The sequence below is a fragment of the Streptosporangium jomthongense genome (assembly GCF_042650425.1).
Lineage (GTDB): Bacteria > Actinomycetota > Actinomycetes > Streptosporangiales > Streptosporangiaceae > Streptosporangium.
The window spans coordinates 302,074-325,493 of the sequence record NZ_JBHSBC010000021.1 but is presented as its reverse complement, the minus strand read 5'-3'; the positions used below and the strand labels follow the sequence as shown (position 1 = coordinate 325,493).

The window sequence follows — 23,420 nt, the reverse complement described above, 5'->3', positions numbered from 1 at the left end:
CCACCGGCGACCGCCCTAACCACCTAACAAAGCACTACTAGGACCGAGACGGCGTTCTTCGCCGGTGGGATACCCCGATCACCCACTTTGGATAGTCGAATGACCACCGAAAGTGAAGGTGTGTCTTCGGTGGTGGGCGGATCCGGCGGGGTCGTCCGCCGATGCCGCCAGGGGTCCGGGTGCGCGGTGCGGCGGTTCCCGACAGGAGGCGGCTCGGTCGAAAGAGCCGCCGCCGAGCGGGACGGCCTCCTCCTGCTTGTCGAAGGACCGGCCCCAGCGGCGTCTCCACCCTTCTCTCCGGCCTCGAACTGACCGTGGGAGGATTCCGGGCGTTCAGGAGATGCCGCTGGAGCCGGGTGGGATCCGGGGAGTCAGGGGCTCATCCTCCCTGGATTCGCTGCCCGTCGTACCTGCCGCCTTCGCACCACCAGTACCCGTCCCTCCGAACCGGGTACCCGCCACCCCTCCTGCACTGCTCGAAGCCGACGGTCAGCGAGGTCGAGGCGGCTGCCGGTGCCGCCGCGGTGGAGGCGGATGCGGATGATGCGGGGGCGATGGCGATGAGGGCGGCCGAGGCGGCCAGCAGGCCGCCGGTGATCGCTGCGGTGACGCGCATGACTTCTCCTGTCGAGTGGGTGGACTCTTCTGACGGACGTTGGTTCTTTGGTTTTGGTCGAACCGGCTGTCTGATTACACAGAGCAACCGCATTCACTTTAAGTGCCCAAGTCGTTACCTTCCGATGTCAGACGTGGTCGGCTGCCGTGACCTGTGGTGACTCCTGTTCCGTGATTGATCGCGCAGGGCCGGAGGGCGCTTCGAGGAGAGGCGGGGCACGGCGTCACCCGTCATCGGTCGTATCCGCGGTGGACCCGGAACGTACGGCCGGGCCTTTCGGCACGGCATGGGGCCGGCGCCCTGTGGCGGCCGCGTCTCCGGCGCCCGTCCGCGGGCCGCAGGAACAGGTGGACGCAGAAATTCAGCGGGATTTCCGTTAGGTGTTTGCTGCTGTTCGCCTTTGATTTATCCGGAATTCACCGGAGACTTCTACGCCGCTTACCGGAAACGGGCGGCCCCACGGGAACGGGAGGTTTTGTTCCCTGGGAAAAGGCTGTGGGGCCGAAACACGCCACACGCGTGCCGGGGCGATCCGCCGTACCGCTCTTCGCCTCGAAGCCGTGGGAACGCACGAAGATGTGGTGGCCGGTTCGCTCCCGGCACGCGAACGGCTGAACGCCGTGAACCGTCGGCACAGACCGCTCGGGTGACGCGCCGCCGTACTCAGGGAGTACGGATCTTCCCGAGGCTCGCCCGTGCCACCCGGGTGATCCGATGCCTGGCCCCCAGAACCCGCTCGCAGTCCGCCAGGGTCCGTTCGTACAGCTCGACGGCCTGCCTGGTCCGCCCGGTCGTCTGGTAGGAGTTCGCGAGGTTCAGCCGGGAGATCAGGGTGTCGAGGTGGTCGGGGCCGAAGCCCTGTTCGCAGCCTGCCACCGCTCGTTCGTACAGTTCGACGGCCTCCGGCCGTTCGTTCGCCTGGTAGGCGTGCGCGAGGTTCTGGCGGGCGTTGTTGGTGGCGAGATGGTCGGTGCCGAGGGCACGTTCGCAGGCGATCAACGCCTGTTCGCACAGGCCGACGTCCCCTTCGATCTTTCCGGCCACCCGGTAGACGTTTATGAGGCTGTTGCGCACGGTCAGGGTGATGAGATGGTCGGAACCCAGCACGCGTTCACAGTCGGGCAGCAGGTTCTCGCCCACGCGCATGGCCGGTTTCACCTTCCTCATCAGGATGAAGGACCGCATGACGTCCGCACGGCCGGCCAGGGTGTCGGGATGGGTGGAGCCCAGAGCCGCCGCCTGCCGACGCTCCACATGTACGTAGTGGCTCAGGGCCGGTCTCATCCATCGCAACGCTTCGTAGGCGCTCGCGAGGCCGCGGCAGGTGGCCAGGGTGTCGGGGTGGTCGAAGCCCAGTGTCTTCCTGCGCCGGGCCAGCGTCCGCTTGTAGAGGGCGACGGCCTCTCTCATTCTCCCCGTCAGCTGGTAGGCCTGGGCGAGACCGTGGCGACTGGCCAGGGTGATGGGGTGGTCGGGGCCGAAGGCCCGCTCGCAGCCGGCCATCATCTGTTCGCACAGGGCGACGGTCTTGTCCACCTCGCCTTTCGCCCAGTAGGCGTCCACGAGGCCACGACGGATGGCCAGGGTGGCGGGGTGGTCGTTGCCGAAGGCCTGCTCACAGCCGATCAGCGCCTTTTCGTTCGTGGCAAGGGCCTTGTCCGGCTCACCTGTCGCCTGGTACGCCTCGGCGAGGTTCTTGAGGCTGGTCACGGTGGTGAAGTGGTCGGTGCCGAGGGCCCGTTCGCAGTCGGCCACCAGTCGTTCGTGCAGGGTGATGGCCTTGTGCGTCTCACCCGCCGTCCGGTACGACTCGGCGAGGTTGTGCCGACTGGCCAGGGTGTCGGGGTGATCGGCGCCGAGGACCCGCTCCCGGTCGGCCACCAGCTGTTCGGACAGAGCGATGCTCTTGACCGCCTCGCCTGCCGCCCAGTGGGCGCTCGCGAGGTTGTGGCGGCTGTCCAGGGTGTCGGGGTGATCGGCGCCGAGGACCCGCTCCCGGTCGGCCACCACCTGTTCGTAGAGGGTGATGGCCTTGTCCGCCTGCCCCGCCGTCCGGTGGGCCTCGGCGAGGTCGTGGCGGCAGGTCAGGGTGTCCGGATGGTCGGGGCCCAGGGTGCGTTCGAGGTCGGCCAGCGCTCGCCGACACAGTGCGACGGACGACCGTGCCCCGTTCATAACCACTCGACGGTCACGCCACGGGTGGCCCACGCCACCGCCGCCGACAAAGGCCCTTCGCGCCATGAACCATGCTGAATCGTCATGGCTCCATTTTGGAGGTGGAAATCGCTTGCCGTGGGCGGTGGGATCGGAAATCTCGTGGACGTTCGCACGCCCCTGCGTTTCGCCACATGAGTGAGGACGTCAAGAACGGAGGGCCGGAGGTTCCACCCGTTTGTCAATATCTCTATTTCATGCTTAATGTCGCCCGTATTACGCGCCGGGCCATTTCCCGATTTCCATGGAGAGACCGGGAGACGCTCCCGCGGACAGGCCGGGCCCTGTTCGCCGACGTCCGCTTCCACGCCACGCGGTGTGACCGGGAGTGCCGGCGCCGGACGGCCACCCGCTCTCGCCGACCTGAATCGTGTCGTCGCGTCGAGGGCGGATCGCCCGGTCGCGGATCGCGGAGCGTTCGCACGTCCGGGCGGGGCGCTGGAGTGCCGTGGCCGTTCTACGCCAGGCGGGTGCAGGTGACCGAGCCGAGAATGAAGCTGGGGCCGCTGTTCATGGTGATGTGCAGGGCGTTGACGGTGAGGGTGCCGTCCGAGGCCCTGACCTGCTGTTCGTTGACGACGGCGGAGCCCCCGTCGAAGGTTATGCGTTCGGGCGCCGGTATGACGCCTTCGCCCGCCACGCTGTTCCCGAAATGGTTTCTCCCCATGCGGACCTCGGACCTGATGCCGGTTCCGGTGGAGGCGCAGGAGGCGCTGAGGTTCTCGACCTCGATGGTTCTGCCGAACGCCAGGATGCCTTTGACCTGGGCGTCGGCCCACAGGGAAGTGCTCTGGCGCTGCGCGGCGATGCCGGACTCCCGGGGCCGCCGCCTGACCTGAACCCGGAGGCGGACCCGGTGAGGGCCACCGGTGGTCGGGGCTGTGGTGCGTGCTTCCGGGTCACCGCAGGCCGGCGTGGAGGGCGGTGACCGGTTCGCCGTCGGAGGTGTCGCCGTCGGCCTCCCGGAAGAAGGCGCCGTCCGTGCCGACCGCGTCGCGGCGCACCACCTCGGCGGGGCCCGCGCGGGAGCGCCGTACGGCCATACGCCGCGTCGAACTCGGCGCCGAAGTCGTCGTCGAGGTCGCCGGAGTTCCGGGGTGGGGCCCCTCTGCGGCCGGGCTCGTGTTCGACATGGAACACTCACCGTGACTTAATGATTGCGCTCAGTGTTTCCCCTGTTCCGTGAAGAGGAGATCCATGCGTCTGCACTCTGCCGTGGCTGCCGCCGCCGGCGCCCTCATGCTGGTTCTGGCGGTTCCCGGCTCCGCGTCGGCCGCCGTGGGCCAGTTCCGTTACTCCTACAAGACCGCCGACGGGTACGACGCCGTCGGCTTCATCAACAACCCCGAGAGCGGGAGGTGCATCGACATCCGGGGGGCGGGCTCTGACGGCACGTCGGCCTCCTACGCGCCGAAGAACCTGACCGACTCGACGGCCACGGTCTTCCTTGAGGCCGGCTGTACGGGGGATGCCTTCTACAGCCTGCGCCCCGGCGCGGGCGCTTCGGAACGCCTGCTGGTGCGCTCCGTCGTCTTCTCCTGAAACGCGGCTTCGGGCGCCGTGCTCCGCGGCCTGCGGAGTACGGCGCCGCACCCACCACATGAGGGCGCTCGGCCGGGTGGGCGGCAGGAGGTCCCCCGTTGGGGGCGCGGCCTCTCGACGAACCGGACCCTGGCCCCGCCGGATCCTCGCGCACACCGACCGGCATGAGCCTACGGCCCGCACCTCGTCTGTGACCTTCGGGTCGTCCCCGGGTTTTCAGGTGTGGCCGGCGCGTCCGGGGAGCCTTGGGCGGTGGTGGAAGCGTTGCGATATACCCCTAGGGGGTATATCGTCTGTGACGGCAAAGGAAGTACGAAAGACCTGGAGTTCCCATGGCCGAGCAGCACCACGACCACAGCCGGCACGGCATGTCCGGGCAGGCGGGGCACGAGCACGCGGGCCACCACGACCACGACCAGCACGCGCACGCCGGCCACGGCAAGGTCACCTGGCGGATGGCGGCCTCGGCGACCCTGCACTGCCTGACCGGATGCGCCATCGGTGAGGTGCTCGGGCTGGTGATCGCCACCGCGCTGGGCTGGCACACGTTCCCGTCCATCGTGCTGGCCGTCGTGCTGGCCTTCTTCTTCGGCTACCTGCTCACCCTCATCCCGCTTCGCCGGGCCGGGGTGGGTTGGAAGGAGGCGATCACCCTGGCTCTGGCGGCCGACACGGTGTCGATCATCGTGATGGAGATCGTGGACAACGGCGTGATGCTCGTCATCCCCGGCGCCATGGACGCCGGGCTCACCACGGGGCTGTTCTGGGGCGCGCTGGCGGTCGCCCTGCTGGTGGCGTTCCTGGTGACCACGCCGATCAACAAGTGGATCATCGGCAAGGGGCGGGGGCACGCGGTCGTCCACGCCTACCACCACTGACGGGCCCGCCTGCGGTCACGACCGCCGCAGGCCCGCCACGCCCGCCGCGACAGGGTGGGACGGCCCGCGCGTCAGCCGTACCGGTGGACCGTGGTCGGCGCGTTCGTGGCGAAACCCCTCGTCATCAACCACACGGCGAAGACGAGGCTCTGCAGGCCCAGCGGCGCGTTCATGGTCAGGTAGAGCGGCGTGGCCACGTCGGTCAGGCGAAGCAGTATCAGGAAGCTCGCCGACATGGCCGCTCCGATTCCCAGGAATCCCCATCCGGACAGCCACCGGGGGACGGATCCCGACCGCCACAGAACGCGGAACAGCAGGAGATCTCCGAGGCTCAACGCGATGATCAACGCGACGTGGTTGACCAGGTCGCGTGCCGTCCGCAGCAACTCGCCCAAGACCTCAAGGTGGGACGCGTCCGAAGCGCCGGCTTCGGCGAACTCATGGCCCAGGACGAGGAACAGGGGCAGGGTGATCACGCCGATGAAGTGGAATGTCGCCGCGATCAGCCTGAACCCGAGGAAACCCAGGCTGAGCGCCTCGTTCTCCGCCCGCAACGCCGGATAGACGCACAACGCGAACCCGACGTAGGCGGGGATCATGATGGACTGGGCGATCGCGCCGACGATGACCTGGCTCTCGTGCGCGGAAACGAGGGCGAGACGGCGTGGCTCATCAAGAGCGGGAACGATGCTCAGCACACCGGCGATCATGCTGACGACGACCAATGTGCCCGCGATCGCGGCTGCCCGCCTGTTCGTATGCATGATGGTCGTCCTGTGATCCCGATGGTGGCGGAGTGGTCGGCGCCGGATCGGCGGGGTTCGGGCTCTCTGAGGGCGCAAGACTGACGCGCAGGTCGAGGACCGCCGGGATCAGCCTGTGAGCAGGTCCATGCGGAGGAACTCGGTGATGCGGAGGGGCTTCGGTGGGCGTGCCACCTCATCGGGGAGGGCCTGGAACGCCTCGTCCTTCCCGACGAGGCGTGGGGCGGTGAGTTCCACCTCTCTCCCGTCGACCCGGAGCCGTGCGTTTCCGGCGGCCAGGACGTTCCGCACCCAGTCGGAGCGCGATCCGTACACCAGAACGAACAGATAACCGCCGTCGACGGGATGCGCGTCCATCGGCGTGCGGTACGTGGCACCGGAAACGCGGCCGACGTGAATCAGCACCGGCCATCTACCGCCGGCTATCGCGCGGGGGTTGAACACCTTCTTGTTCACGTGTCCCCACCACCTCGGCATCGGCATGGAGATCTCCTTCTCTCGCCCCGGCGGGCGCGTCACAGGTCCGAACCCTGGCCGACGCGAACCCGAAGAGCCTTACAGTGGTAAGGCTGCTTACGGGTGTAAGGTTGGCTTACGCTCGTAAGGCTGTCAACCCGTCCGGACTCCGGAGCCGTCGTGCCACCGTCGCAACCGCTCAACAGAGGCCTCGTGCTGGAGGGCGCGATCCGGGTCGCGGATCGCGGCGGCGTGGAGGCGATCACGATGCGCCGGGTGGCGCAGGAGCTGGGCGTGGAGGCGATGTCGCTCTACCACCACGTGCCGAACAAAGACGCGATTCTCGACGGCGTGGTCGACATGGTGTTCGCGGCGATCGAGCTACCCGGCGCCGAAGGCGACGACTGGCGTGAGGCGATCCGTACGCGTTCCTTCTCCGCACGGGTGATCCTGTCCCGGCACAGCTGGGCTCTCGGCCTCATGGACTCCCGGCGCGATCCGGGACCGGCGACGCTGCGTCACCACGACGCCGTCCTGGGCGTCCTGCGGGAGGCGGGGTTCACGCTGCCGATGGCCGCGCACGCCGTCTCGCTCATCGACAGTTACGTCTCCGGATTCGTCCTGCAGGAGGCGAACCTGCCGGTGAGGACGCCGGACGATGTCGAGGAGGTGGCGGGCGGCATCCTCCGGCATCTGCCTGCGGAGGAGTTGCCGTATCTCACCGAGATGATCCGTGACCACGCCCTGCAGCCGGGCTACGACTACACCAGTGAGTTCGGCTACGGCCTGGACCTGATCCTGGACGCGCTCGAAGCTCGCCGCGGGGGTCCGCGCTCTCGGTGAGCGTTTCGCTCGCTGCCGGCGTGACGGTGCGGTCGGCGCCGCGCACGCGACGGAGACGACGGCAGGCCCGGCGCGTCGGTGGGCGGCGCCGGCGGACGGACCGTCGTCGCGACCGGTTCTCCGGCGGCGACGGGCGCGGTCTCGGCTGCTCGGGCGTCGGTGGGGGACCCGCAACGGAACCGGAAGGCGCGCTCGGCCGGTTCCCTCGCAGGTCTGCTGATCGATTGAGGCCAAGACGGCGCGGTCAGCAGGAGATGGTCACCGGATCGGAGACCGCCACGGTGTAGCCGCTGTTGCCGCTCCCCGAGACCGGCCCCAGACTCATGACCCTCCCGCTGACGCACTTCGCGACGGCGGTCTGCGTGATGATCCGGCTCGACCCTTCGATGTTGGCGCAGTCGCGCACGGACTCCGCGAGCAGTTCGCGGTAGGCGGTGACGAACTCCTCGTCGGAGAGCGACGCCTGCCCGTCGAAGTCGGGCAGCTTCCAGTAGTCGTGCCGTGTGGTGGATCCCGACGTCAGGTCAATGGTGACGATCGCCCCCGCGGGCACCATCTCGACACCTCTGAACCAGGACGTCGCAGGCTCCTGGGACAGGTACGGCGCGACGGTCAGGGTCTGTTCGCCGAGCGCGACGTCCCAGTCGACGGCTCTCGGGCACTCGGGGTGTTGGAAGAGCGCCTTGATCTCGGAGCCGAAGACCACCTGGTCGCCCACCCGCGCGTAGTAGAGGGGTTTGATGCCGAATCTGTCTCGCGCCAGCACGAGAGTCCGGCGCTTGCGGTCCCACAGCGCGATGGCGAACACACCCGCGACGTGATCCAGAAAGTGGCGTCCCTCCCGGACGTAAAGGTGGGTCAGGACCCCGCAGTCGGATCTGGTCCGCAGCGCCACGTCGGGGATCCGGGATTTCTCCAGGTCGCGATGGTTGTACACCTCGCCGTTCGCGATCAGGACGACGGAACCGTCGTCGCTGAGGAGCGGTTGCGCTCCGTTGTCCGGACCCACCAGGGCCAGGCGGCGGAAGGCCGGACCGACCGGCCCGTCCACCATGGTCTTCTCACCGTCGGGTCCCCGATGACCGACGGCGTGGGTCATGCCGAGAACGGCGCAGCACTCGACCTTCGTGGTCGTCGCATGGTCCTGGAAAGGGTGACCTCGAACGGTTGCGCCCGGGGGCCTGTGAATTCCGCACCGGCGGGCCAATTGGTTCCCCGGCCGGGTGAGTGAGGCGAGGCGAAGAGTGACGCTCCTTCCGCGGCGACGCGTCGGAGTCAGTTCGGAGTGGCCGGCTTCCCTTCGTGGAGTTCGTCGAGATCCGTGTCCGGTGAACTGCTTTTTGTGGACGCCCTGCGGGCGAAGGGATAGAAGCCGCTCCCGGCCAGGAAGAAGACAAGGGCGAAGACCAGCCATCCGCCCAGGTGGAAGGGCAGAATGACAGAGGTCACCGCGAGGGGGCCGAGCAGCCCGCCCGCCGCGATTCCGCTGTTGAAGACGCCCTGGTAAGAACCCGGGGTCGAAGGGTCCGCGAGGTCATAACTCAGGCTCCAGCCGCCCGCGGAGGACAGGATTTCGCCCAGCGTCAGTGTCGCCGTGCCGACCAGCACCAGCGCGGTGGCCATCAGCGGGCCGAAGAACGCCGCGGAACCGAGCGCGGCGCAGGAGACGGCGAAGGCCACCGCGGAACGAAAACAGGCGGTGGCCGCCCGGCGCGGATCGTCCAAACCTCGACTGAGGCGTACCTGGAGAAGAATGACCATGACGGTGTTGAGAATCAGACAACCCGAAATGATGACGGCAGGCGCACTCGTGTTCGTCGTCACCCACAGGGGCAGACCGACTTCCAGGATGGCTATGTGCAGCGCGAGTATCGCGCTGAGTAACGTTATCCCGAGGAACGGCGTGTTTCTGAACGGGTTGGCGCCGGTGCGCCGGACACCCGTCGACGCCGGCTCGCGGTGGCCGGTGATCCGGCGATGCCCGATCCTGCGGATCAGCACGGCGGTGACGAGGAAGGTCACCGCGTTGACGATCACGATGAGGCGGTAGGCCATCGGGGTGTCGGCCACCAGCGCGATGGCCGCCAGCGCGGCTCCCAAACCCGTCCCGGCATTGCCGACGGCGCGCACGTAGGCACGGCCACGCAGGCGTTCCTCCGGCGGAAAGGCCTCGAAGACGAGAGCGTTGCGCACCGAGATCGCGCCTCGGTCCAGGAAGGTCACGACGGCGACGGCCACGAGGAAGGCGGGAAAGGTGTCCGCGAGCAGGTAGGCGAGCACACCGACGCTCTCCAGCACGAGCAGGGCGGTGAGGACCCGGACCAGGCCGAATCGATCGGCGAAGACTCCCATGGGGTAGCCGACGGCGATGCCGCAGAGGCCGCCGAGGGTGAGCCCGACACCGAGCTGCTGCGGAGAGATTCCCTGGACACGGGTGAAAAAGAGGACGCTGGTCGTGACAAAAAGGCCGTTGCCGACCGTATTTATGAAGGTGGCGGTTGAAAGCAGGACCAGGGGCCGGGATCTGAGATGCGCAAGATTTCCTCGTGAGGTCTGACCTTTGCGTATACGCATGCCAAACATGCTCCTTCCCCGTGCCCGCCCCCACTACACTGCAAAATTTGACAACATGATGCTTCTGTTGTCAACCATTGGCCGATGTCAATGTGCTGCCTTGTTGAAAGCGAATTGCGGATTTGGTTCCCGTCCTGCCCTGCAGGTGCGCCGCCCCATTGGCCGGTTCGGAACATTGAGCGTACGCGCCGGGCTCTGCACCAGAAGCGTCTTGCCGGAGCCGGCCGGGCCCAGTGGAAGAATATTTGACTTCGTCGGCTCGGCATCGCTGGGACGCCGTGATGAGGCATTCACCCGGACCCGCTTGTAATGGCTGAAGACGGCGACGGAGAGTGCTCGTTTCGCCCGCTCCCGGCCCACCACGTAGGTGTCAAGAAACGCCTTGATGTCGTGCGGCCTCGGCGGCTCGCCCAAGGGTTGCGCGGAGGCCTCGCCGCGCCGCTCGACGACCGCCTCGTGACACAGCTCAGCGCATCCGTGGCAGATCATCGCCGTCGACGAGTCAATCATTCCGCCCACTTCACGGGCGTTCCTGCCACAGAACGAGCATCTTCGGGAAGAAGAATCCGCGGTGTCGTCAACCACTCAACACACCCCCGAGAAACGCTTGCCGCAAAGTCGCCGGATGCCTCAGCGTCAGTTTTACACAGATTCTCAGCAAGAGGTAGGCTGACAAACCTAACCGCGTGGTAATCCACTCCGGCCGGAGTTTACCCGTGTAACCCCCGGCGGTGAAGACCATTGGTGAAGGTGTTCCTCCACGAATGACGGCGGTGCGGTACGGTATAGTGACCGTGATCTCCGAGCCTGTCCAGCGAACAAGGCGCTTACCGGCATTACCGGGTTATGACCAGCATTACCGTGACGGCGGCTCCCCTGCCACCGGCCGTCATATTCGTAATCGTCACCGCTCGTGAGCATCGATCCCGGCACACCAGGCGACCCCACCATTCGGCGAGGCTGCGGAGATGCGGAGGGAACAATGTCGCTTGCCATTGACTCGTACGAGCGGCTGGAGACATTGACCGATGACCCCGACATCGTTCATGCTGCGCAGCGACGGCGACCATCCGGTGCCGGCCACCGTCCGGCTCAGCGGCCTGAAAGGGTCGGCGACCCTCAGCGACCAGCGACCGGGCACACTGCGGCACCGGCTCGGCCAACCGAACCGGGTGCTCAGCTTCCTGCACGTCGCGGACGAACCGGCCGACCTCGTGCGCGAGCTGGGGTTGTTCTTCGAACATCCGGCACGCGTCGAGGTCATCACGGCCATGACCTACACCGGACCGTCGGAGGCGGACCGCACCGTGCTGGACGAGGCGGTGTGGAGCGACGCACGGCCTGCCCGGTCGCTGAACGCCCCCGAGGCCCTGGAACGGCTGCGGGCGGCGGTGCGCGACAGCGCCGACGAGGACCGGGAAACGGCCGAGGCCGTGCTGCGGCAGCTGGCGTCCCTCGACGCCGGCGAGCGGCTGGCATGGCGGGCGCTGCGGCGGCGTCCGAACCGCCTCGGCGTCAAGGTGGACCCGTGGGACCTCGCCCTGGTCGGCACCACCTACATCCGGTACGACGATCCGGACGCCGGCAAGCGCATCACCAATCCGCCGCCCGGGGCCTGGGATTCGCACTGACGCGCCGAACGAGCCGCTCGAAGGAGAACGCCTGCCATGCACCGAGTGCCTGCCCATCACGGGATGCCCACGCCCGACACATGGGCCGGCCTCACCGTCTCCGCGCAGAAGCGGCAGCTTTTCGAGGAGGATCTGTACTTTCGTGAGGGCTGGGCCGACATGGAACAGGTCATGGGCGGCGAGGCGGCGACCTGTTACCCGCCACCACGGCATCCGACTGGGGCACGGTTTCGGCCTGACCTGTACGACAAAGTCCGGGTACGCGATCTCCCGCGATCCGGAGTCCCTGCTAACGAAGGAAGAGAATGACAGCAATCAGCCGTGTCACGGGCCGGCAGATCCTGGACAGCCGAGGCAACCCGACGGTTGAGGTCGACGTAGTGCTGTCCGACGGCTCCCTCGGCCGGGCCGCCGTCCCGTCCGGCGCCTCCACCGGTTCCAACGAGGCGGTGGAACTGCGTGACGGCGACAAGAGCCGGTTCCACGGTAAGGGCGTCCGCAAGGCCGTCGAGGCGGTCAACGGCCCCATCGCCGAGGCACTGATCGGGCTGGAGGCGGAAGACCAGGCCCGGGTCGACGAGACGTTGATCGAGCTCGACGGCACGCCGAACAAGGGTAGGCTCGGCGCCAACGCGATCCTGGGCGCCTCGCTGGCCACGGTGAAGGCGGCGGCCGCGGCGCACCGCCTTCCGCTCTACCGGTACGTGGGCGGCGTTTCCGCCCGCATTCTGCCGGTGCCGATGATGAACATCGTCAACGGTGGCGTGCACGCCGACAACCTGCTGGACTACCAGGAGTTCATGATCGCTCCGATCGGCGCCCCGTCCTTCGCCGAGGCGGTCCGCATGGGCTCTGAGGTCTTCCACACGCTCAAGAAGTCGCTGGCCGCCGCGGGTCACAACACCAACGTCGGCGACGAGGGAGGCTTCGCGCCCAACCTCGGTACCGCGGACGAAGCGCTGCAGTTCGTCGTCCGCGCCATCGAGGAGACCGGCTACGAGCCGGGCAACGACATCGTCATCACCCTCGACCCCGCCGCGTCGGAGTTCTTCCGCGACGGTGTCTACGACTACGCCGGCGAAGGTCGCAAGCGCTCGATCGACGAGCACCTGGAGTACGTCGCCGGGCTGATCGAGCGGTACCCGATCGCCTCCATCGAAGACCCGATGGGCGAGGACGACATCGAGGGCTGGAAGCGGCTGACCGCCGCCGTCGGCTCGCGGGCACAGCTGGTCGGCGACGACGTGTTCTGCACCGACGTCAACCGGTTGCGCGACGGGATCCAGGGCGGCTACGCGAACTCGATCCTGATCAAGGTGAACCAGATCGGCACGCTGACCGAGACGCTCACCACCGTGGACACCGCGCACAAGGCCGGTTACACCGCCGTCATGTCGCACCGCTCCGGTGAGACCGAGGACACCACCATCGCCGACCTGGCGGTGGCCACCGGATGCGGGCAGATCAAGACCGGCTCGTTGTCCCGCTCCGACCGGACCTCCAAGTACAACCAGCTCATCCGTATCGAGGAGGAGCTCGGCGACAGGGCGATCTACGCCGGTCGCGGCTCGCTCCGCATTCGCTCCTGACCTGTCCGGGTGGTGGACGGCCGCGCAGTCCGTCCACCACCCGGGGGTCCGACCAGCGGCGACGGGGGGGACATGAATCCGGATCCGGTGCGGTGCCTGCACGCGTTACACGAGAGGCAGTTGCTGCCCGGACGGCGACTGGCGGTCCTCCTCGTCGGGTCGGTGGCGCTCGGCTGGGCGAACGAGAAAAGCGACTACGACTTCTACGTGGCCACCGAAACACCGTGGCGCCGGCCCACCACGGCGCGCCGTACCATGCCGTCGACGCGCTCCTGGAGAGCCGTGGTGTCTACGGTTCCCAGCTGCCGAAGTGGCGGGCCCGGCGGCTGGCCGAGGCCCGCCTGCCGGACCTGCCGTTCGAGCGGTACCGGGCGCTGGAGACGATGGCGAGCTTCGACCAGGCACGGCCGGAAGCCTGGGTGGAGGAGGTCGTGGTTCTGTGCCGGGCACTGTCGCTCAGGGCCGAGATCTGAGCGCCGTGTCCCATTCATGGATTCGGGCATGGCCGTCCCTTGGGATCAGCGGTACCAGAGGCCCTGTCCACCTCCCACCGCGCGGTCGCTGACCTGACGCGATCGACGTGCCGCCATAAGGGACGAACTCTATGATCAGGTTCGTCCTGATCGTTGAGATTCGGAGAAGATGTCAGCCTCATGCGCCGCGCCATGGTCCTGCTGGGCGGCGTCGCTCTCGCCGTCGGCGCGTTCGTCCTTCTCTACCGGGGCCCGGGGCAGCCGTTCGTCCGCGGCTACGTGAGCGACGTCAGCGCCACCATGCTGGTCTACGCGTTCCTGGGGCTGCTGTGGCGCACCACCGCCGCACGCCGCGCCCTGACCACGGCCGCGATCGCCGCCGCCGCCGTCGAGTTCTACCAGGTAGTCGGCATGACCCCGCCGGGCGTCGGCGGTGTCCTGGTCGGCGCGTTCCCCGACCCATGGGACCTGGTCGCCTATGCCATCGGTGTGGTCGCGGCCCTGGCCTGGGAACGTGGATCGGTCCGACCCGGTGACCGGACCGGCTGACGCTCAGGCACCCCCCACCGGCATTTCGGCATGTCACCCGCGAGGTCGGCCGCCACAAGCCCAGGACTCCCGTAGCCACGGTCAGGGGCCGAGCAGGTTCCGTCCGATGAGTCCGGTCACGTTGCAGGGACCGCCATCAGGGGCGACGACACGACTTTTGACGACGCCCTGAGGCGGACAGCAGGCATTGTCGCCCGAGGACGGGGTATCGCACACGGCTCACCGGCCAGGGCGACGAGAGGAAAGAACGAGGTGAGCTCCTCCAGGCAGGACCTGCGGGTTCAGGTGGTCCATCACGGGCACTGCAGCGTGCTGCGGGTCGGCGGCCACCTGGACTTCATCACCGCCCCCACGCTCGCCGGCCACGTCAAGGCGGCCTGGGAGCAGAGCTCGGGACCACGTCTGGTGCTGGAGCTGTCCCGGCTGACCTTCTACGACTCCACCGCGGTGGGTCTTCTGGCCTGGACACGTCAGCGTGTCGAGGACACCGCCACCGGCCGGTTGCTGCTGGTGGGCATTCCCCACGGCCTGCGGCACCTGCTGGACCAGACCGGCCTGCTGCCGCGCTTCGAGCTGCGCGACAGCGTCGGTCAGGCCGTCGCCGAGTTGCTCGTCTCGGAGTGAGAGTCTCGGAGTGAGAGACGACTCCGGGTGCTCGGCGCCGGGCGTGCGCCGGTCTCACAAGAGATCGGCGCTGCGGGGTCGCGGAGTTGAGGTCGAGGACGACGGCCGACGTGCGCCGGTCTCATGAGGAGATCGGCGCGGGGGGCCTGTGGGAGTCGGCCTGCTTCGGCAGATTCGGGGCGTCGAAGGCGGCGAACAGCTCGACCAGGGCGCGGACCGGGGCGTGGGCCTCGGTGGGGTGACGGAAGCCGCGTTCGAGGTTGAGGTGGTAGCGGTTGCGCCGGCCGACGCGCTCGATGGTGAGATATCCGGCCTGGTGCAGGTCGGCCACGATTCCCTGGACCGCGCGCTCGGTGATCCCGATGCTCTGGGCGATGTCACGCAGCCGGCTTTCCGGGTGGCGTGCGATCTCCAGCAGCACGCGTGCGTGGTGGGTGAGGAAGGTCCAGGAGGAACGATCGGCAGGCCTGTCCATGGCAACCATTGTGCTTTCTGATCTCGGGGTGTGTCCGTCTCCCCGTGAGGGGATCTTCCGCCAGCGGACACCGAATAGTCTTTCCGGAAATATACTTCGGCATTATGGTGGGAGTCAGGTAGTTCTCCCGCGTTGTCTGGACGCTGGATCGATGTTGGAGCACGCCATGCCCGCCTCTCATTCCGGATGCCGTCCTGGTCTGATGACCACGAGCACGTACCTGCTCGACGCCACATTGCTGTGCGTCGTCGGCGAGGTGGACGCGACCACCTCGGCCCAGTTGGAGGCGGCCCTGGTCCAGGCCCGGCGGCGGGGCAAGCCGGTGATCGTGGATATGAGCGGGGTGGGCTTCCTGGACAGCGGCGGCCTGACGGTACTGCTGGCCGCCCACATGGCCGCCGAGCGGGAGGGCAGCAGCCTCCACCTGGCCGAACTCCAGCCGATTCCGCTGCGCCTGCTGACGATTACCGGCGTCCTGTCCCTCCTGCACGTGCACACCGGCCTCCAGCACGCCGTCGCCACCGTCTCCGCGACGGTCCCGAAGGCCACGGCCCAGGCGCGACCGTCGGCCAGGGCCGTACCCCCCGCTTGAACGGGCGGTGTTTCGCGACTTTTGCACCACTTTGCGTGTAAATATGCAAAGTGATCACCTTCTGGAGGTGATCTGTAACGCGACGTGGCCTTGGCCGGCGCCGATCCTCTCGGCATGCCCGGCATCGAAAACGCCTGGCGCGCCACCCCGGCTCTACATCGGAATCAGCTGACCACACGCTGCTGTCCGTGGGATCGGCAGGACCGTCTGTCAGGACGGGGACGAGCATCCGGTCTGCGCTCCTCGATGCTCAGACCGGGATCCAGTTTCCGTGGAAGCCCGCGGGGACGCGCACCGGGACGTGTACTTCGGCGAGCGGGGGCGCGGCCAGGTCGGCGGCGTCCAGGATGGCCAGGTAGCTCGTACCGGCGCCACGGTCGTGAGCGAACGTCATCAGGAAGCCCTCGTTCTCACCGGTCCCGGCCCGGGGCACGAAGACGGCCTCGCCGCAGGTGTGGCCTGGAGGGAGGCGGTGCACCGCCCGTTCGCCGCCGCCGGTGAGGTCGTAGGCGTAGATCTCCGACCGTTCAGGCTCGGCGTCCAGGGAGAAGCTCGTCGTGTAGCCGTAACGGTGGGGCAGTCCGAGCATCGAGTCGGCCACACGGGGGTATTCGCTGGGCGCGTCGTCGAGCGCCTCCTCGGTGACCGTGCCCGACCTCAGGTCCAGCGTCCAGCGGTACACGATCGGGAGCCCGCCCTCCAGGTCGTCGGCGCCGCCGTGCCACAGCGTGGGGACGCGGGTGCCGGTGACGGTGATCGTGTTGCCCCGCGGGTCCTCGAAGGCGTTCATGGTGTGCCACACGTAGCACGGGACGACGTCGAACCAGCGTACGGGCGCGTCGTCGCCGGCCGTACGCGCCAGCACGCCGAACCGGGCGCGGTGCGCGTCGTCCCAGCGCCACGGCGGCCCGCCCGCAGCCGCCTGGGCGGGGTCGAAGACGACCGGCAGGTCCATGAAGATCACGTGGTTGCGGGTGATGGCGAAGTCGTGCGTCATTGTCGCCCGCGGCACGTCCACGACCCGCGTCTGCACCACTTCGCCGGCGGCCGTGGCGCGGTAGTAGGTCAGGTACGGCGGGCGCAGCTGGTAGCCGAAGAACAGCAGCTCACCGGTGATCGGGCAGGTCTTCGGGTGCGCGGTCATCGGGGTCCGCAGGGCCCCGTCGAAGGTGTACGCCCCGATCGTTGCGAGGTCCGGCGTCACCTCGTACGGGAAGCCGCCCTCCTCCAGGGCGAACAGCCGGCCCGCGTGCGTGATCAGGTGGGTGTTGGCGGTGGTGACGCGGTAGTCGATCCGGCCGGTCTCCTGGTCGAAGGCGAGGGCGAAGCGGGACCGGCCGGGGTTCCCGTAGAGCGGCGTGCGCACGTACCGGTTGCGGTACCAGCGCGCCCTGCCGCCCTCCAGCGCGATGGTGTGGATCATGCCGTCGCCCGCGAAGGAGTGCGGCGACCAGCCGGTGCGCGGGTTGGGCCCGTTGCGGAAGAACTGCCCGCCCAGCTCGGCCGGGATCTCGCCGACGACCTTGGACGGTTCCAGGGTCACCTCCTCGGCGACGGGGGCGTTGTTGCCCGCGAGATGCAGCGGCACCGTTTCGGACATGCGGGAACTCCTGTCGGCATGGGGTGGGGACGCCGACAACCGTGCACGAGAAAATGCGTGGACAACAGTCTTGTTCTTCCCGCCCGCCTCAGCCGCCCGACAGAGCCCCAGGTGAGAGCCGCCTCAGAAAATCCTGGGTGGAGCCGCTGCGAGAACATGGGAGGTCCTCAGACGGGGCGAGGATCGACGGCGGCCGGTTTCACCCTCGGCCCCGCGGACGGTGTGGCCGCCGAGGATTTCGCAGATTCCCGGCCAAGCCGCGTTGCGGATCGCACCTGGAGGTGTCCTGCCCCTGCCCGGCCTGGAGGGCGGCCGTCGTTCGCCCGCCCGCAAGCCCCGGCGCTTCGCCGTACGGGGCCGGAGTGCTGCGGGCGGGAGCTTCTCCCGAAGGCCCTGGGCGGAGGGGGAAGGGGACAGGCAGGGAGTTCGGCCAGGTGCGGGCTGCCCGCGTCGGGGAGCGCGAGGTGAGTCAGGGCTGTTCACGCGCCGCTCGCCCCGACTAGAATCGACGAGTATCAATATCGACAGAAGTCGAATTCGACAACCATCGATTCCATGAGGGCGTTCAGGGAGCGTTGCCGTGACCGGTACCTACAAGCGCGACGATCTGACCATCGACCAGCACCTGGCCCTGACCACCGCGGCCCGCCGGCTGAGCGAGGAGTTCACCGGCCTCTTCGGCGCCGAGACGATCGAGCGGTTCCTGCACACCGGCTACGACCGGTTCGCCGGCAAGGCCGCGGTGGCCGACTTCCTGCCGCTGCTGGCCGAGCGCTTCGCCCGTCAGCGCCTGTACGCCCTGGCCCGCATCGAGGGTCGCTCCGACGGGCGGCCGATCGTGCTGTTCCTGTGCGTGCACAACGCCGGTCGCAGCCAGATGGCACTGGGCTTCTTCGAGCACCTGGCCGGTGGGCGCGCCGTGGCCTGGTCGGGCGGCTCGGAGTTCGCCTCCGAGATCAACCCCACCGCGATCGCCGTCATGGCCGAGGTCGGCATCGACATCTCCAAGGGGTTTCCCAAGCCGTGGACCGAGGAGATCGTCCAGGCCGCCGACGTCGTGGTCACCATGGGCTGCGGGGACGCCTGCCCGATCTTCCCCGGCAAGCGTTATGAGGACTGGAAGGTCGACGACCCGATGGGCAAGGGGCCGGAGTGGGTGCGCCCCATCCGGGACGAGATCGAGCGTCGGGTGCGCGTCCTGCTGGCCGATCTCGGCGTGCCGGTATCCGCGCCTGGTCCGCACCGCTGACCCGGCCGCTCACACCGCTTATGTATAGACAGGTGTCAATATAGATAAACGGCCGGGGTGGTCGAAAGGGGAGACGATGGAGCCGCTGGAACTGTTGGAGTGCGGTTCGCCGCTGACGCGCGAGCCGTTGAACGCCGATCAGGCGGCCGCCGTGGCCCGGGTGTTCAAGGCGCTGGGGGATCCGGTGCGGCTGCGGATCCTGTCGATCGTGGCCAGCCACGCCGGTGGCGAGGCATGTGTGTGCGACATCACCGGCGCCTTCGACGTCTCCCAGCCCACCATCAGCCACCACCTGAAAGTCCTCAAAGAAGTCGGCCTGCTGGTCTCGGAGCGGCGCGCCTCGTGGGTGTACTACCGCCTGGTGCCCGAGACGCTGGCCGAGCTGTCCGGCCTGATCACCGTCCCCGCTCCCGCCTGACCGGCTTCGAAGGAACCCTCATGCCCACCTCGCCCTCGTCATCGTCTGCCGGTGTATCGGATTCCGCCACGGCGAAGCGGGCGGGGGTGATCGGCGCCCTGTCGACGCTGGACCGGTTCCTGCCGGTGTGGATCGGGGTCGCGATGGCGGCAGGGCTGCTGCTCGGCCGGGCCGTACCCGGCCTGAACGCCGCTCTGGAGGCGGTCAAGGTCGCGGGGATCTCGTTGCCGATCGCTCTGGGACTGTTGCTGATGATGTACCCGGTGCTGGCCAAGGTCCGCTACGACCGGCTCGGCGCCGTCACCGGCGACCGCCGCCTGCTCCTGTCCTCCCTGCTGCTGAACTGGGTCGTCGGCCCGGCGCTGATGTTCGCCCTGGCCTGGACCCTGCTGCCCGACCTGCCCGCCTACCGCACCGGGCTGATCATCGTCGGCCTGGCCCGCTGCATCGCCATGGTGCTCATCTGGAACGACCTGGCCTGCGGCGACCGGGAGGCCGCCGCCGTCCTGGTCGCGATCAACTCCGTCTTCCAGGTGGTCGCCTTCGCCGCGCTGGGCTGGTTCTACCTGCAGATCCTGCCCGGCTGGTTCGGTCTCGGTGAAGGGGCCACGCTGCAGATCTCCGCCTGGGGCATCGCGCAAAGCGTGTTGATCTTCCTGGGCGTCCCGCTGGCCGCCGGATACGTCTCCCGCAAGCTCGGCGAGCGCTCGAAGGGCCGCCAGTGGTACGAGGAGCGGTTCCTGCCCAGGATCGGGCCCGTCGCCCTGTACGGCCTGCTGTTCACCATCGTCGTCCTGTTCGCCCTCCAAGGGCACACCATCGGCGAACGGCCCGGCGACGTGGCCCGGATCGCACTGCCGCTGCTGGTCTACTTCGCTGTGATGTGGGGCGGTTCGTTCCTGTTCGGGCGGGCGATCGGCCTGCCGTACGACCGCACCGCGACGTTGGCGTTCACCGCGGCGGGCAACAACTTCGAGCTGGCCATCGCGGTGGCCATCGGGGTGTTCGGCGTCACCTCCGGTCAGGCCCTGGCCGGGGTGGTCGGTCCGCTCATCGAGGTGCCCGTCCTGGTGGCGCTGGTCTATGTGAGCCTGGCCGGCCGCCGCCTGTTCGGCGCCCCGCCCCTGGAGGGTACGGCTCACCGCTGAGGAGCCCGCCGCCTGGATGGCGAACGCCACCCCGACCTGACCGAACTGACGCCTTCCTGGGGCCGAGCAGAGGAGGTCGACACGGTGACGAACGCCCTTGGCGACATGTCCCGGATCCGCCGGGCATCCCGGAACACCGGACGGCAGCCCCCTGAGCCTCAGCAGGGCGGGATCAGGAACCGGAAGGCGGGGCGGCGGCCATCGAGGTCACGGCGCCTTCGGCGAAGCCGGTTCGAGCGCGGCGGCTCCGCGCCCACCGGCAGGAGGAGCAGCCGGTGCGGACAGGGCCAAGGTCAGGCGTCGGAGGCGGTGGGGAGCGGGGGATTCCGCCGTCCGGTGCGTCGGGTTTCACCGTTGAGCATGGCCAGGAACGCGCAACCGATGCTGAGCACGCCGAGCACCGACCAGGCCAGCGGGTAGCCCGCCGTGGGGGCGAGCTCGCCGAACAGGTACGGCAGGGCGAACCCGCCCACCGCCGAGATCGTCAGCATCAGCCCGAAGGCGGTGCCGATGTTCTCCTGCGACAGCCCCGGCCGGTCACCGGGGATGGTCTGCCACACGGCCAGCGCGAAGTTGAACATGAAGCCGACACCCATGGCGGGCACCCAGAACCAGCCGGGTCCGCTCAGCGGCACGAGCAGGACGAACACCCCTTCGGTCACGGCCGCCGCGACGAAGACGTTACGTCGGCTGGACAGCCGGTCACTGATCCAGCCGCCCGCCACACTGCCGGGCACGCCGGCGATCCCGATGAGGAAGGCGGCCAGGGCCACCTCGCCGGCGCCGACGTGCCTCTGGTCGAGCCCGTAGCCGGCGATCAGCTGGGAGCCGGTGATGAAAGCGCCGTAGGCACCGAGGAAGGCGGCGCCGTACAGCCAGATGCCACGGTTCATGAGGCTCTCGCGCAGGGCGGCACGGGTCAGCCGAATGCCACGCAGGTGGTCGCCGTCGGCGGGGACCCGGAAGGCGGCGGCGGTCACCACGCCGACGACGACGCACAGGGCACCCCCGGCGACCAGCGCCGTGCGCCAGCCGAACGCGTCGGTGAGGTCGCGCCAGGTGTACAGACCCGCGGCGGAACCGACGCTGAAGCAGGCGGAGGTGACGCCCAGGGCCAGCGCGTGGTGCCGATTCCGGAACCAGACGCTGACGGCCGCGACACCCACGGCCGCGAACACCGAGGCGCCGACACCGCACAGCACGCGGAAGACGAGCAGGGTGGCGAAGTCGTTCGCGGTGGCGGAGAGGATGACGGCGGCGCCCTCGACGGTGAGGCCGAGGGCAAGTACCCAGCGCATGCCCATGCGCGTCGCCAGCACCCCACCCGGGATGTGGAAGACGCCGTAGCCGATGACGAACACGGAGATCAGTAAGGCGACCTGGGGGATGTCCAGCTGGAAGGTCTCGCTGATCTGGCCGAATCCGGCGGCGATGTTGAACCAGTTGGTCGTCATCGCGACGAATCCGGCGGAGACGATCGCCAGCATCCACCATTTGCGGGACGGGCGGTCCATACAGCCTCCTAAAGGGGGGTGAAGAGGCCGAGCAGGGCACGACTGAGCGCGGAGTCCTGCCGGGTGAGTTCCAGCACGATGTCGTAGTGGTTGACCTCCGGCACGACCAGCAGCTCGGGGCCGGTGCCCCAGGCCTGGTGGAACCGGATGTTCTGGTCGACGAAGCCGGAGCCGTCGTGCTCGGCGACGGCGAAGACCGCAGGCGGGCGCCGGACCGGAAGGCGCAGCGCGGGGCTGAGCGCGGCGGCCCGAGCGTCGTCGAGCCCGAGCCACTCGTTGGCGAAGCTGTGGACCAGCGGCCTGATGTCGAACAGCCCGCTGATCGGCAGGGCCGCCTTGACCACGTCCCGGGGCAGGCCGAGCGACTCCTGCCAGTCGTCGAGCATGAGCATCCCGGTCAGGTGCCCACCGGCCGAACTGCCGCCGACGACGATGCGGTCGGGGTCGAGCCCGTGGCGTGCGCCTTCGCGGTGGACGAAGGCCACGGCCGCGCGGACCTGGCGGACGATCTCCTCCAGCGTCGCCCGTGGCGCGAGCGTGTAGTCGACCACGACGGTGGCGATGCCCTGCTCGTCCAGCATGCGCGCCATGAAGGCGGAGTCGGCGCGGGACAGGGCCCGCCAGTAGCCGCCGTGCACGAAGACGAAGACGGGCCGGGGCCGGTCGCCGACGCCCCAGACGTCCAGCCGTTCGCCGCCGACGTGGTCGTAGACGAGGCCCGGGTGACCGCGCAGCCCGTCCACCGCCGACTCCGACCACGCCCGGTAGAGCCGCATGTTCTCGTCGAAGACCGGCACGGGCACGGTCGCCCGCACGTTGTAGGCGCGGTCGGTGTCCTGCCCGAGACTCACCGGCCGACCGAGGCGGCGAACTTCTCGACGAGTCCGGCGAGTACGGCGGGCGACTCCAGCGTCGGGAAGTGCGTCTGCCCAGGGATGCGGTGCGGCCGGAACCACGGGTTGGCCGAGGCGAACTCCCGCTGGACGGCCTCGTAGTCCGGCAGGCTCGGCTGCGAGAACAGGTGCGCGATCGGCCGCTGTACCTTCAACGCCGCCATCCTGCGCAGCGGGGAACCCCAGGTCGCGTAGGCGTTCTCGATGACCCGGCAGGAACGGGCCCACATGTCGAAGTCGAAGGAGGCCATCTCGTCGTCGAGGTGGCGGGCGACCGCCGGATGCGCGGTGCCGCCGAGCCAGAAGTCGAACAGCCGCTGCCGACCGGCGAGCCAGAGTTCGGGGTCCTGGATGTCGCGCAGGTCCTGGACGAACTCCGGCCAGGCCTCCACCATGATCCAGTCGATGACGACGGAACCGGGCACCCGCTCGGGGCTCAGCCGGTCCGTGATCTCCATGTTGGCCCAGCCACCGTGCGAGGTGGAGACCGGCACGAACCGGTCGACGCCGAGGGCGTCCATCAGCTTGATCACGTCGGCGGCCTGTTCGGCGGGCCCGAAGTCGGCCTCGACCGAGCGGACGGCGCCGTGCCCGCGCCAGTCGGCGCGGATCACCCGATGGTTTTCGGCCAGCAGGGGGAGCACGTGGTCGAACAACCGGTGGTCCTGGCACCACCCGCTGACGAGCACCAGCGTGGGACCGGTGGTCCCGGTGACGTCGTAGTCGATCGGGTTGCCGTCGAGGACCAGGGTTTCCATTGATCTTCCTTCCGCCGGCG

Annotated in this window: 25 protein-coding genes; 12 read left to right on the top strand and 13 right to left on the bottom strand. The window is 68.6% G+C overall.

The window, feature by feature from the left end:
* Positions 1-379: 379 nt before the first annotated feature.
* The 3 genes from ACFOYY_RS22385 to ACFOYY_RS22375 all read right to left on the bottom strand — a co-directional run bounded on the left by ACFOYY_RS22385 (position 380) and on the right by ACFOYY_RS22375 (position 3,974).
* Positions 380-616, bottom strand: coding sequence for a hypothetical protein (locus ACFOYY_RS22385; RefSeq protein WP_386191612.1), 237 nt, complete (start codon positions 614-616; stop codon positions 380-382).
* Between the two features lie 663 nt (positions 617-1,279).
* Positions 1,280-2,791 carry a tetratricopeptide repeat protein gene (locus ACFOYY_RS22380; protein WP_386191609.1) on the bottom strand — a complete coding sequence of 504 codons (1,512 nt, stop codon included), beginning with the start codon at positions 2,789-2,791 and terminating at the stop codon, positions 1,280-1,282.
* 496 nt (positions 2,792-3,287) lie between these two features.
* Entirely contained in the window at positions 3,288-3,974 is a 687-nt protein-coding gene (locus tag ACFOYY_RS22375; protein ID WP_386191606.1) for a choice-of-anchor P family protein, read from the bottom strand.
* A 53-nt stretch (positions 3,975-4,027) separates the two neighbouring features.
* Here ACFOYY_RS22375 and ACFOYY_RS22370 point away from each other — a divergent pair, with 53 nt between their 5' ends.
* Together ACFOYY_RS22370 and ACFOYY_RS22365 are read left to right on the top strand one after the other, a co-directional pair.
* Positions 4,028-4,372, top strand: coding sequence for a hypothetical protein (locus ACFOYY_RS22370; protein ID WP_386191603.1), 345 nt, complete (start codon positions 4,028-4,030; stop codon positions 4,370-4,372).
* Between the two features lie 332 nt (positions 4,373-4,704).
* Positions 4,705-5,250, top strand: a complete 546-nt coding sequence (locus ACFOYY_RS22365; protein ID WP_386191601.1) for a DUF4396 domain-containing protein — start codon at positions 4,705-4,707, stop codon at positions 5,248-5,250.
* 71 nt (positions 5,251-5,321) lie between these two features.
* Here the strand turns inward: ACFOYY_RS22365 and ACFOYY_RS22360 are convergent, their stop codons facing one another.
* Positions 5,322-6,014: a DUF4386 domain-containing protein gene (locus ACFOYY_RS22360; protein ID WP_386191598.1), complete on the bottom strand. Its 693-nt coding sequence runs from the start codon at positions 6,012-6,014 to the stop codon at positions 5,322-5,324.
* A 108-nt stretch (positions 6,015-6,122) separates the two neighbouring features.
* Entirely contained in the window at positions 6,123-6,470 is a 348-nt protein-coding gene (locus tag ACFOYY_RS22355; RefSeq protein WP_386191595.1) for a nitroreductase family deazaflavin-dependent oxidoreductase, read from the bottom strand.
* A gap of 180 nt (positions 6,471-6,650) precedes the next feature.
* Between ACFOYY_RS22355 and ACFOYY_RS22350 the strand changes: the two genes are divergently transcribed.
* The gene (locus tag ACFOYY_RS22350) at positions 6,651-7,313 is read left to right on the top strand and encodes a TetR/AcrR family transcriptional regulator (RefSeq protein ID WP_386191592.1); all 663 of its coding nucleotides are present in this window, start codon (positions 6,651-6,653) and stop codon (positions 7,311-7,313) included.
* Between the two features lie 244 nt (positions 7,314-7,557).
* Here ACFOYY_RS22350 and ACFOYY_RS22345 read toward each other — a convergent pair whose 3' ends face one another.
* The 3 genes from ACFOYY_RS22345 to ACFOYY_RS22335 all read right to left on the bottom strand — a co-directional run bounded on the left by ACFOYY_RS22345 (position 7,558) and on the right by ACFOYY_RS22335 (position 10,472).
* A complete protein-coding gene (locus ACFOYY_RS22345) occupies positions 7,558-8,412 on the bottom strand; it encodes an asparagine synthetase B family protein (protein ID WP_386191589.1) in 855 nt (284 codons plus the stop codon).
* Between the two features lie 176 nt (positions 8,413-8,588).
* Complete coding sequence (locus ACFOYY_RS22340; protein WP_386191586.1) at positions 8,589-9,896, bottom strand: MFS transporter; 1,308 nt, start codon at positions 9,894-9,896, stop codon at positions 8,589-8,591.
* A 78-nt stretch (positions 9,897-9,974) separates the two neighbouring features.
* Positions 9,975-10,472: a ClpX C4-type zinc finger protein gene (locus ACFOYY_RS22335; protein ID WP_386191583.1), complete on the bottom strand. Its 498-nt coding sequence runs from the start codon at positions 10,470-10,472 to the stop codon at positions 9,975-9,977.
* Positions 10,473-10,915: 443 nt separating this feature from the next.
* On the opposite strand from ACFOYY_RS22335, the gene ACFOYY_RS22330 reads away from it, so the two are divergent.
* From ACFOYY_RS22330 to ACFOYY_RS22310, 5 genes are all read left to right on the top strand, one after another.
* On the top strand, positions 10,916-11,518 hold the full coding sequence (locus ACFOYY_RS22330) for a hypothetical protein (protein ID WP_386191580.1): 603 nt from the start codon (positions 10,916-10,918) through the stop codon (positions 11,516-11,518).
* A 305-nt stretch (positions 11,519-11,823) separates the two neighbouring features.
* On the top strand, positions 11,824-13,107 hold the full coding sequence (gene eno / locus ACFOYY_RS22325; protein WP_352014942.1) for a phosphopyruvate hydratase: 1,284 nt from the start codon (positions 11,824-11,826) through the stop codon (positions 13,105-13,107).
* A 224-nt stretch (positions 13,108-13,331) separates the two neighbouring features.
* On the top strand, positions 13,332-13,580 hold the full coding sequence (locus ACFOYY_RS22320; protein WP_386191577.1) for a hypothetical protein: 249 nt from the start codon (positions 13,332-13,334) through the stop codon (positions 13,578-13,580).
* 180 nt (positions 13,581-13,760) lie between these two features.
* On the top strand, positions 13,761-14,129 hold the full coding sequence (locus tag ACFOYY_RS22315; protein ID WP_386191574.1) for a DUF2809 domain-containing protein: 369 nt from the start codon (positions 13,761-13,763) through the stop codon (positions 14,127-14,129).
* A 252-nt stretch (positions 14,130-14,381) separates the two neighbouring features.
* Positions 14,382-14,753 carry an STAS domain-containing protein gene (locus tag ACFOYY_RS22310; RefSeq protein ID WP_352014939.1) on the top strand — a complete coding sequence of 124 codons (372 nt, stop codon included), beginning with the start codon at positions 14,382-14,384 and terminating at the stop codon, positions 14,751-14,753.
* A gap of 121 nt (positions 14,754-14,874) precedes the next feature.
* On the opposite strand, the gene ACFOYY_RS22305 is transcribed toward ACFOYY_RS22310, so the two are convergent.
* A complete protein-coding gene (locus tag ACFOYY_RS22305) occupies positions 14,875-15,228 on the bottom strand; it encodes a helix-turn-helix transcriptional regulator (RefSeq protein WP_386191571.1) in 354 nt (117 codons plus the stop codon).
* Positions 15,229-15,430: 202 nt separating this feature from the next.
* Between ACFOYY_RS22305 and ACFOYY_RS22300 the strand changes: the two genes are divergently transcribed.
* A complete protein-coding gene (locus ACFOYY_RS22300) occupies positions 15,431-15,820 on the top strand; it encodes an STAS domain-containing protein (protein WP_352014937.1) in 390 nt (129 codons plus the stop codon).
* Between the two features lie 250 nt (positions 15,821-16,070).
* On the opposite strand, the gene ACFOYY_RS22295 is transcribed toward ACFOYY_RS22300, so the two are convergent.
* Positions 16,071-17,420 (bottom strand): carotenoid oxygenase family protein, encoded by a 1,350-nt coding sequence (locus ACFOYY_RS22295; protein WP_386191568.1) that lies wholly within the window; start codon positions 17,418-17,420, stop codon positions 16,071-16,073.
* Between the two features lie 580 nt (positions 17,421-18,000).
* Here ACFOYY_RS22295 and ACFOYY_RS22290 point away from each other — a divergent pair.
* From ACFOYY_RS22290 to arsB, 3 genes are all read left to right on the top strand, one after another.
* Positions 18,001-18,669 (top strand): arsenate reductase ArsC, encoded by a 669-nt coding sequence (locus ACFOYY_RS22290; protein ID WP_352014935.1) that lies wholly within the window; start codon positions 18,001-18,003, stop codon positions 18,667-18,669.
* Positions 18,670-18,745: 76 nt separating this feature from the next.
* Positions 18,746-19,087, top strand: coding sequence for an ArsR/SmtB family transcription factor (locus tag ACFOYY_RS22285; protein WP_352014934.1), 342 nt, complete (start codon positions 18,746-18,748; stop codon positions 19,085-19,087).
* 20 nt (positions 19,088-19,107) lie between these two features.
* Entirely contained in the window at positions 19,108-20,235 is a 1,128-nt protein-coding gene (gene arsB / locus ACFOYY_RS22280; protein ID WP_386191564.1) for an ACR3 family arsenite efflux transporter, read from the top strand.
* Positions 20,236-20,528: 293 nt separating this feature from the next.
* Here the strand turns inward: arsB and ACFOYY_RS22275 are convergent, their stop codons facing one another.
* The 3 genes from ACFOYY_RS22275 to ACFOYY_RS22265 are packed head-to-tail and all read right to left on the bottom strand — an operon-like array spanning position 20,529 to position 23,400.
* Entirely contained in the window at positions 20,529-21,749 is a 1,221-nt protein-coding gene (locus ACFOYY_RS22275) for an MFS transporter (protein ID WP_386191561.1), read from the bottom strand.
* 8 nt (positions 21,750-21,757) lie between these two features.
* Complete coding sequence (locus ACFOYY_RS22270; protein WP_386191558.1) at positions 21,758-22,600, bottom strand: alpha/beta hydrolase; 843 nt, start codon at positions 22,598-22,600, stop codon at positions 21,758-21,760.
* Positions 22,597-23,400: an alpha/beta fold hydrolase gene (locus ACFOYY_RS22265; protein WP_352014930.1), complete on the bottom strand. Its 804-nt coding sequence runs from the start codon at positions 23,398-23,400 to the stop codon at positions 22,597-22,599. Before ACFOYY_RS22265 ends, ACFOYY_RS22270 begins: the two co-directional genes overlap by 4 nt.
* Positions 23,401-23,420 lie beyond the last annotated feature (20 nt).

Coding starts and splice junctions, on each gene's coding strand:
- ACFOYY_RS22385 (WP_386191612.1), bottom strand. CDS start 616: ATGCGCGTCACCGCAGCGATCACCGGCGGCCTGCTGGCCGCCTCGGCC.
- ACFOYY_RS22380 (WP_386191609.1), bottom strand. CDS start 2,791: ATGAACGGGGCACGGTCGTCCGTCGCACTGTGTCGGCGAGCGCTGGCC.
- ACFOYY_RS22370 (WP_386191603.1), top strand. CDS start 4,028: ATGCGTCTGCACTCTGCCGTGGCTGCCGCCGCCGGCGCCCTCATGCTG.
- ACFOYY_RS22365 (WP_386191601.1), top strand. CDS start 4,705: ATGGCCGAGCAGCACCACGACCACAGCCGGCACGGCATGTCCGGGCAG.
- ACFOYY_RS22360 (WP_386191598.1), bottom strand. CDS start 6,014: ATGCATACGAACAGGCGGGCAGCCGCGATCGCGGGCACATTGGTCGTC.
- ACFOYY_RS22345 (WP_386191589.1), bottom strand. CDS start 8,412: ATGACCCACGCCGTCGGTCATCGGGGACCCGACGGTGAGAAGACCATG.
- ACFOYY_RS22340 (WP_386191586.1), bottom strand. CDS start 9,896: ATGTTTGGCATGCGTATACGCAAAGGTCAGACCTCACGAGGAAATCTT.
- ACFOYY_RS22330 (WP_386191580.1), top strand. CDS start 10,916: ATGACCCCGACATCGTTCATGCTGCGCAGCGACGGCGACCATCCGGTG.
- eno (WP_352014942.1), top strand. CDS start 11,824: ATGACAGCAATCAGCCGTGTCACGGGCCGGCAGATCCTGGACAGCCGA.
- ACFOYY_RS22315 (WP_386191574.1), top strand. CDS start 13,761: ATGCGCCGCGCCATGGTCCTGCTGGGCGGCGTCGCTCTCGCCGTCGGC.
- ACFOYY_RS22305 (WP_386191571.1), bottom strand. CDS start 15,228: ATGGACAGGCCTGCCGATCGTTCCTCCTGGACCTTCCTCACCCACCAC.
- ACFOYY_RS22300 (WP_352014937.1), top strand. CDS start 15,431: ATGACCACGAGCACGTACCTGCTCGACGCCACATTGCTGTGCGTCGTC.
- ACFOYY_RS22295 (WP_386191568.1), bottom strand. CDS start 17,420: ATGTCCGAAACGGTGCCGCTGCATCTCGCGGGCAACAACGCCCCCGTC.
- ACFOYY_RS22285 (WP_352014934.1), top strand. CDS start 18,746: ATGGAGCCGCTGGAACTGTTGGAGTGCGGTTCGCCGCTGACGCGCGAG.
- arsB (WP_386191564.1), top strand. CDS start 19,108: ATGCCCACCTCGCCCTCGTCATCGTCTGCCGGTGTATCGGATTCCGCC.
- ACFOYY_RS22275 (WP_386191561.1), bottom strand. CDS start 21,749: ATGGACCGCCCGTCCCGCAAATGGTGGATGCTGGCGATCGTCTCCGCC.
- ACFOYY_RS22265 (WP_352014930.1), bottom strand. CDS start 23,400: ATGGAAACCCTGGTCCTCGACGGCAACCCGATCGACTACGACGTCACC.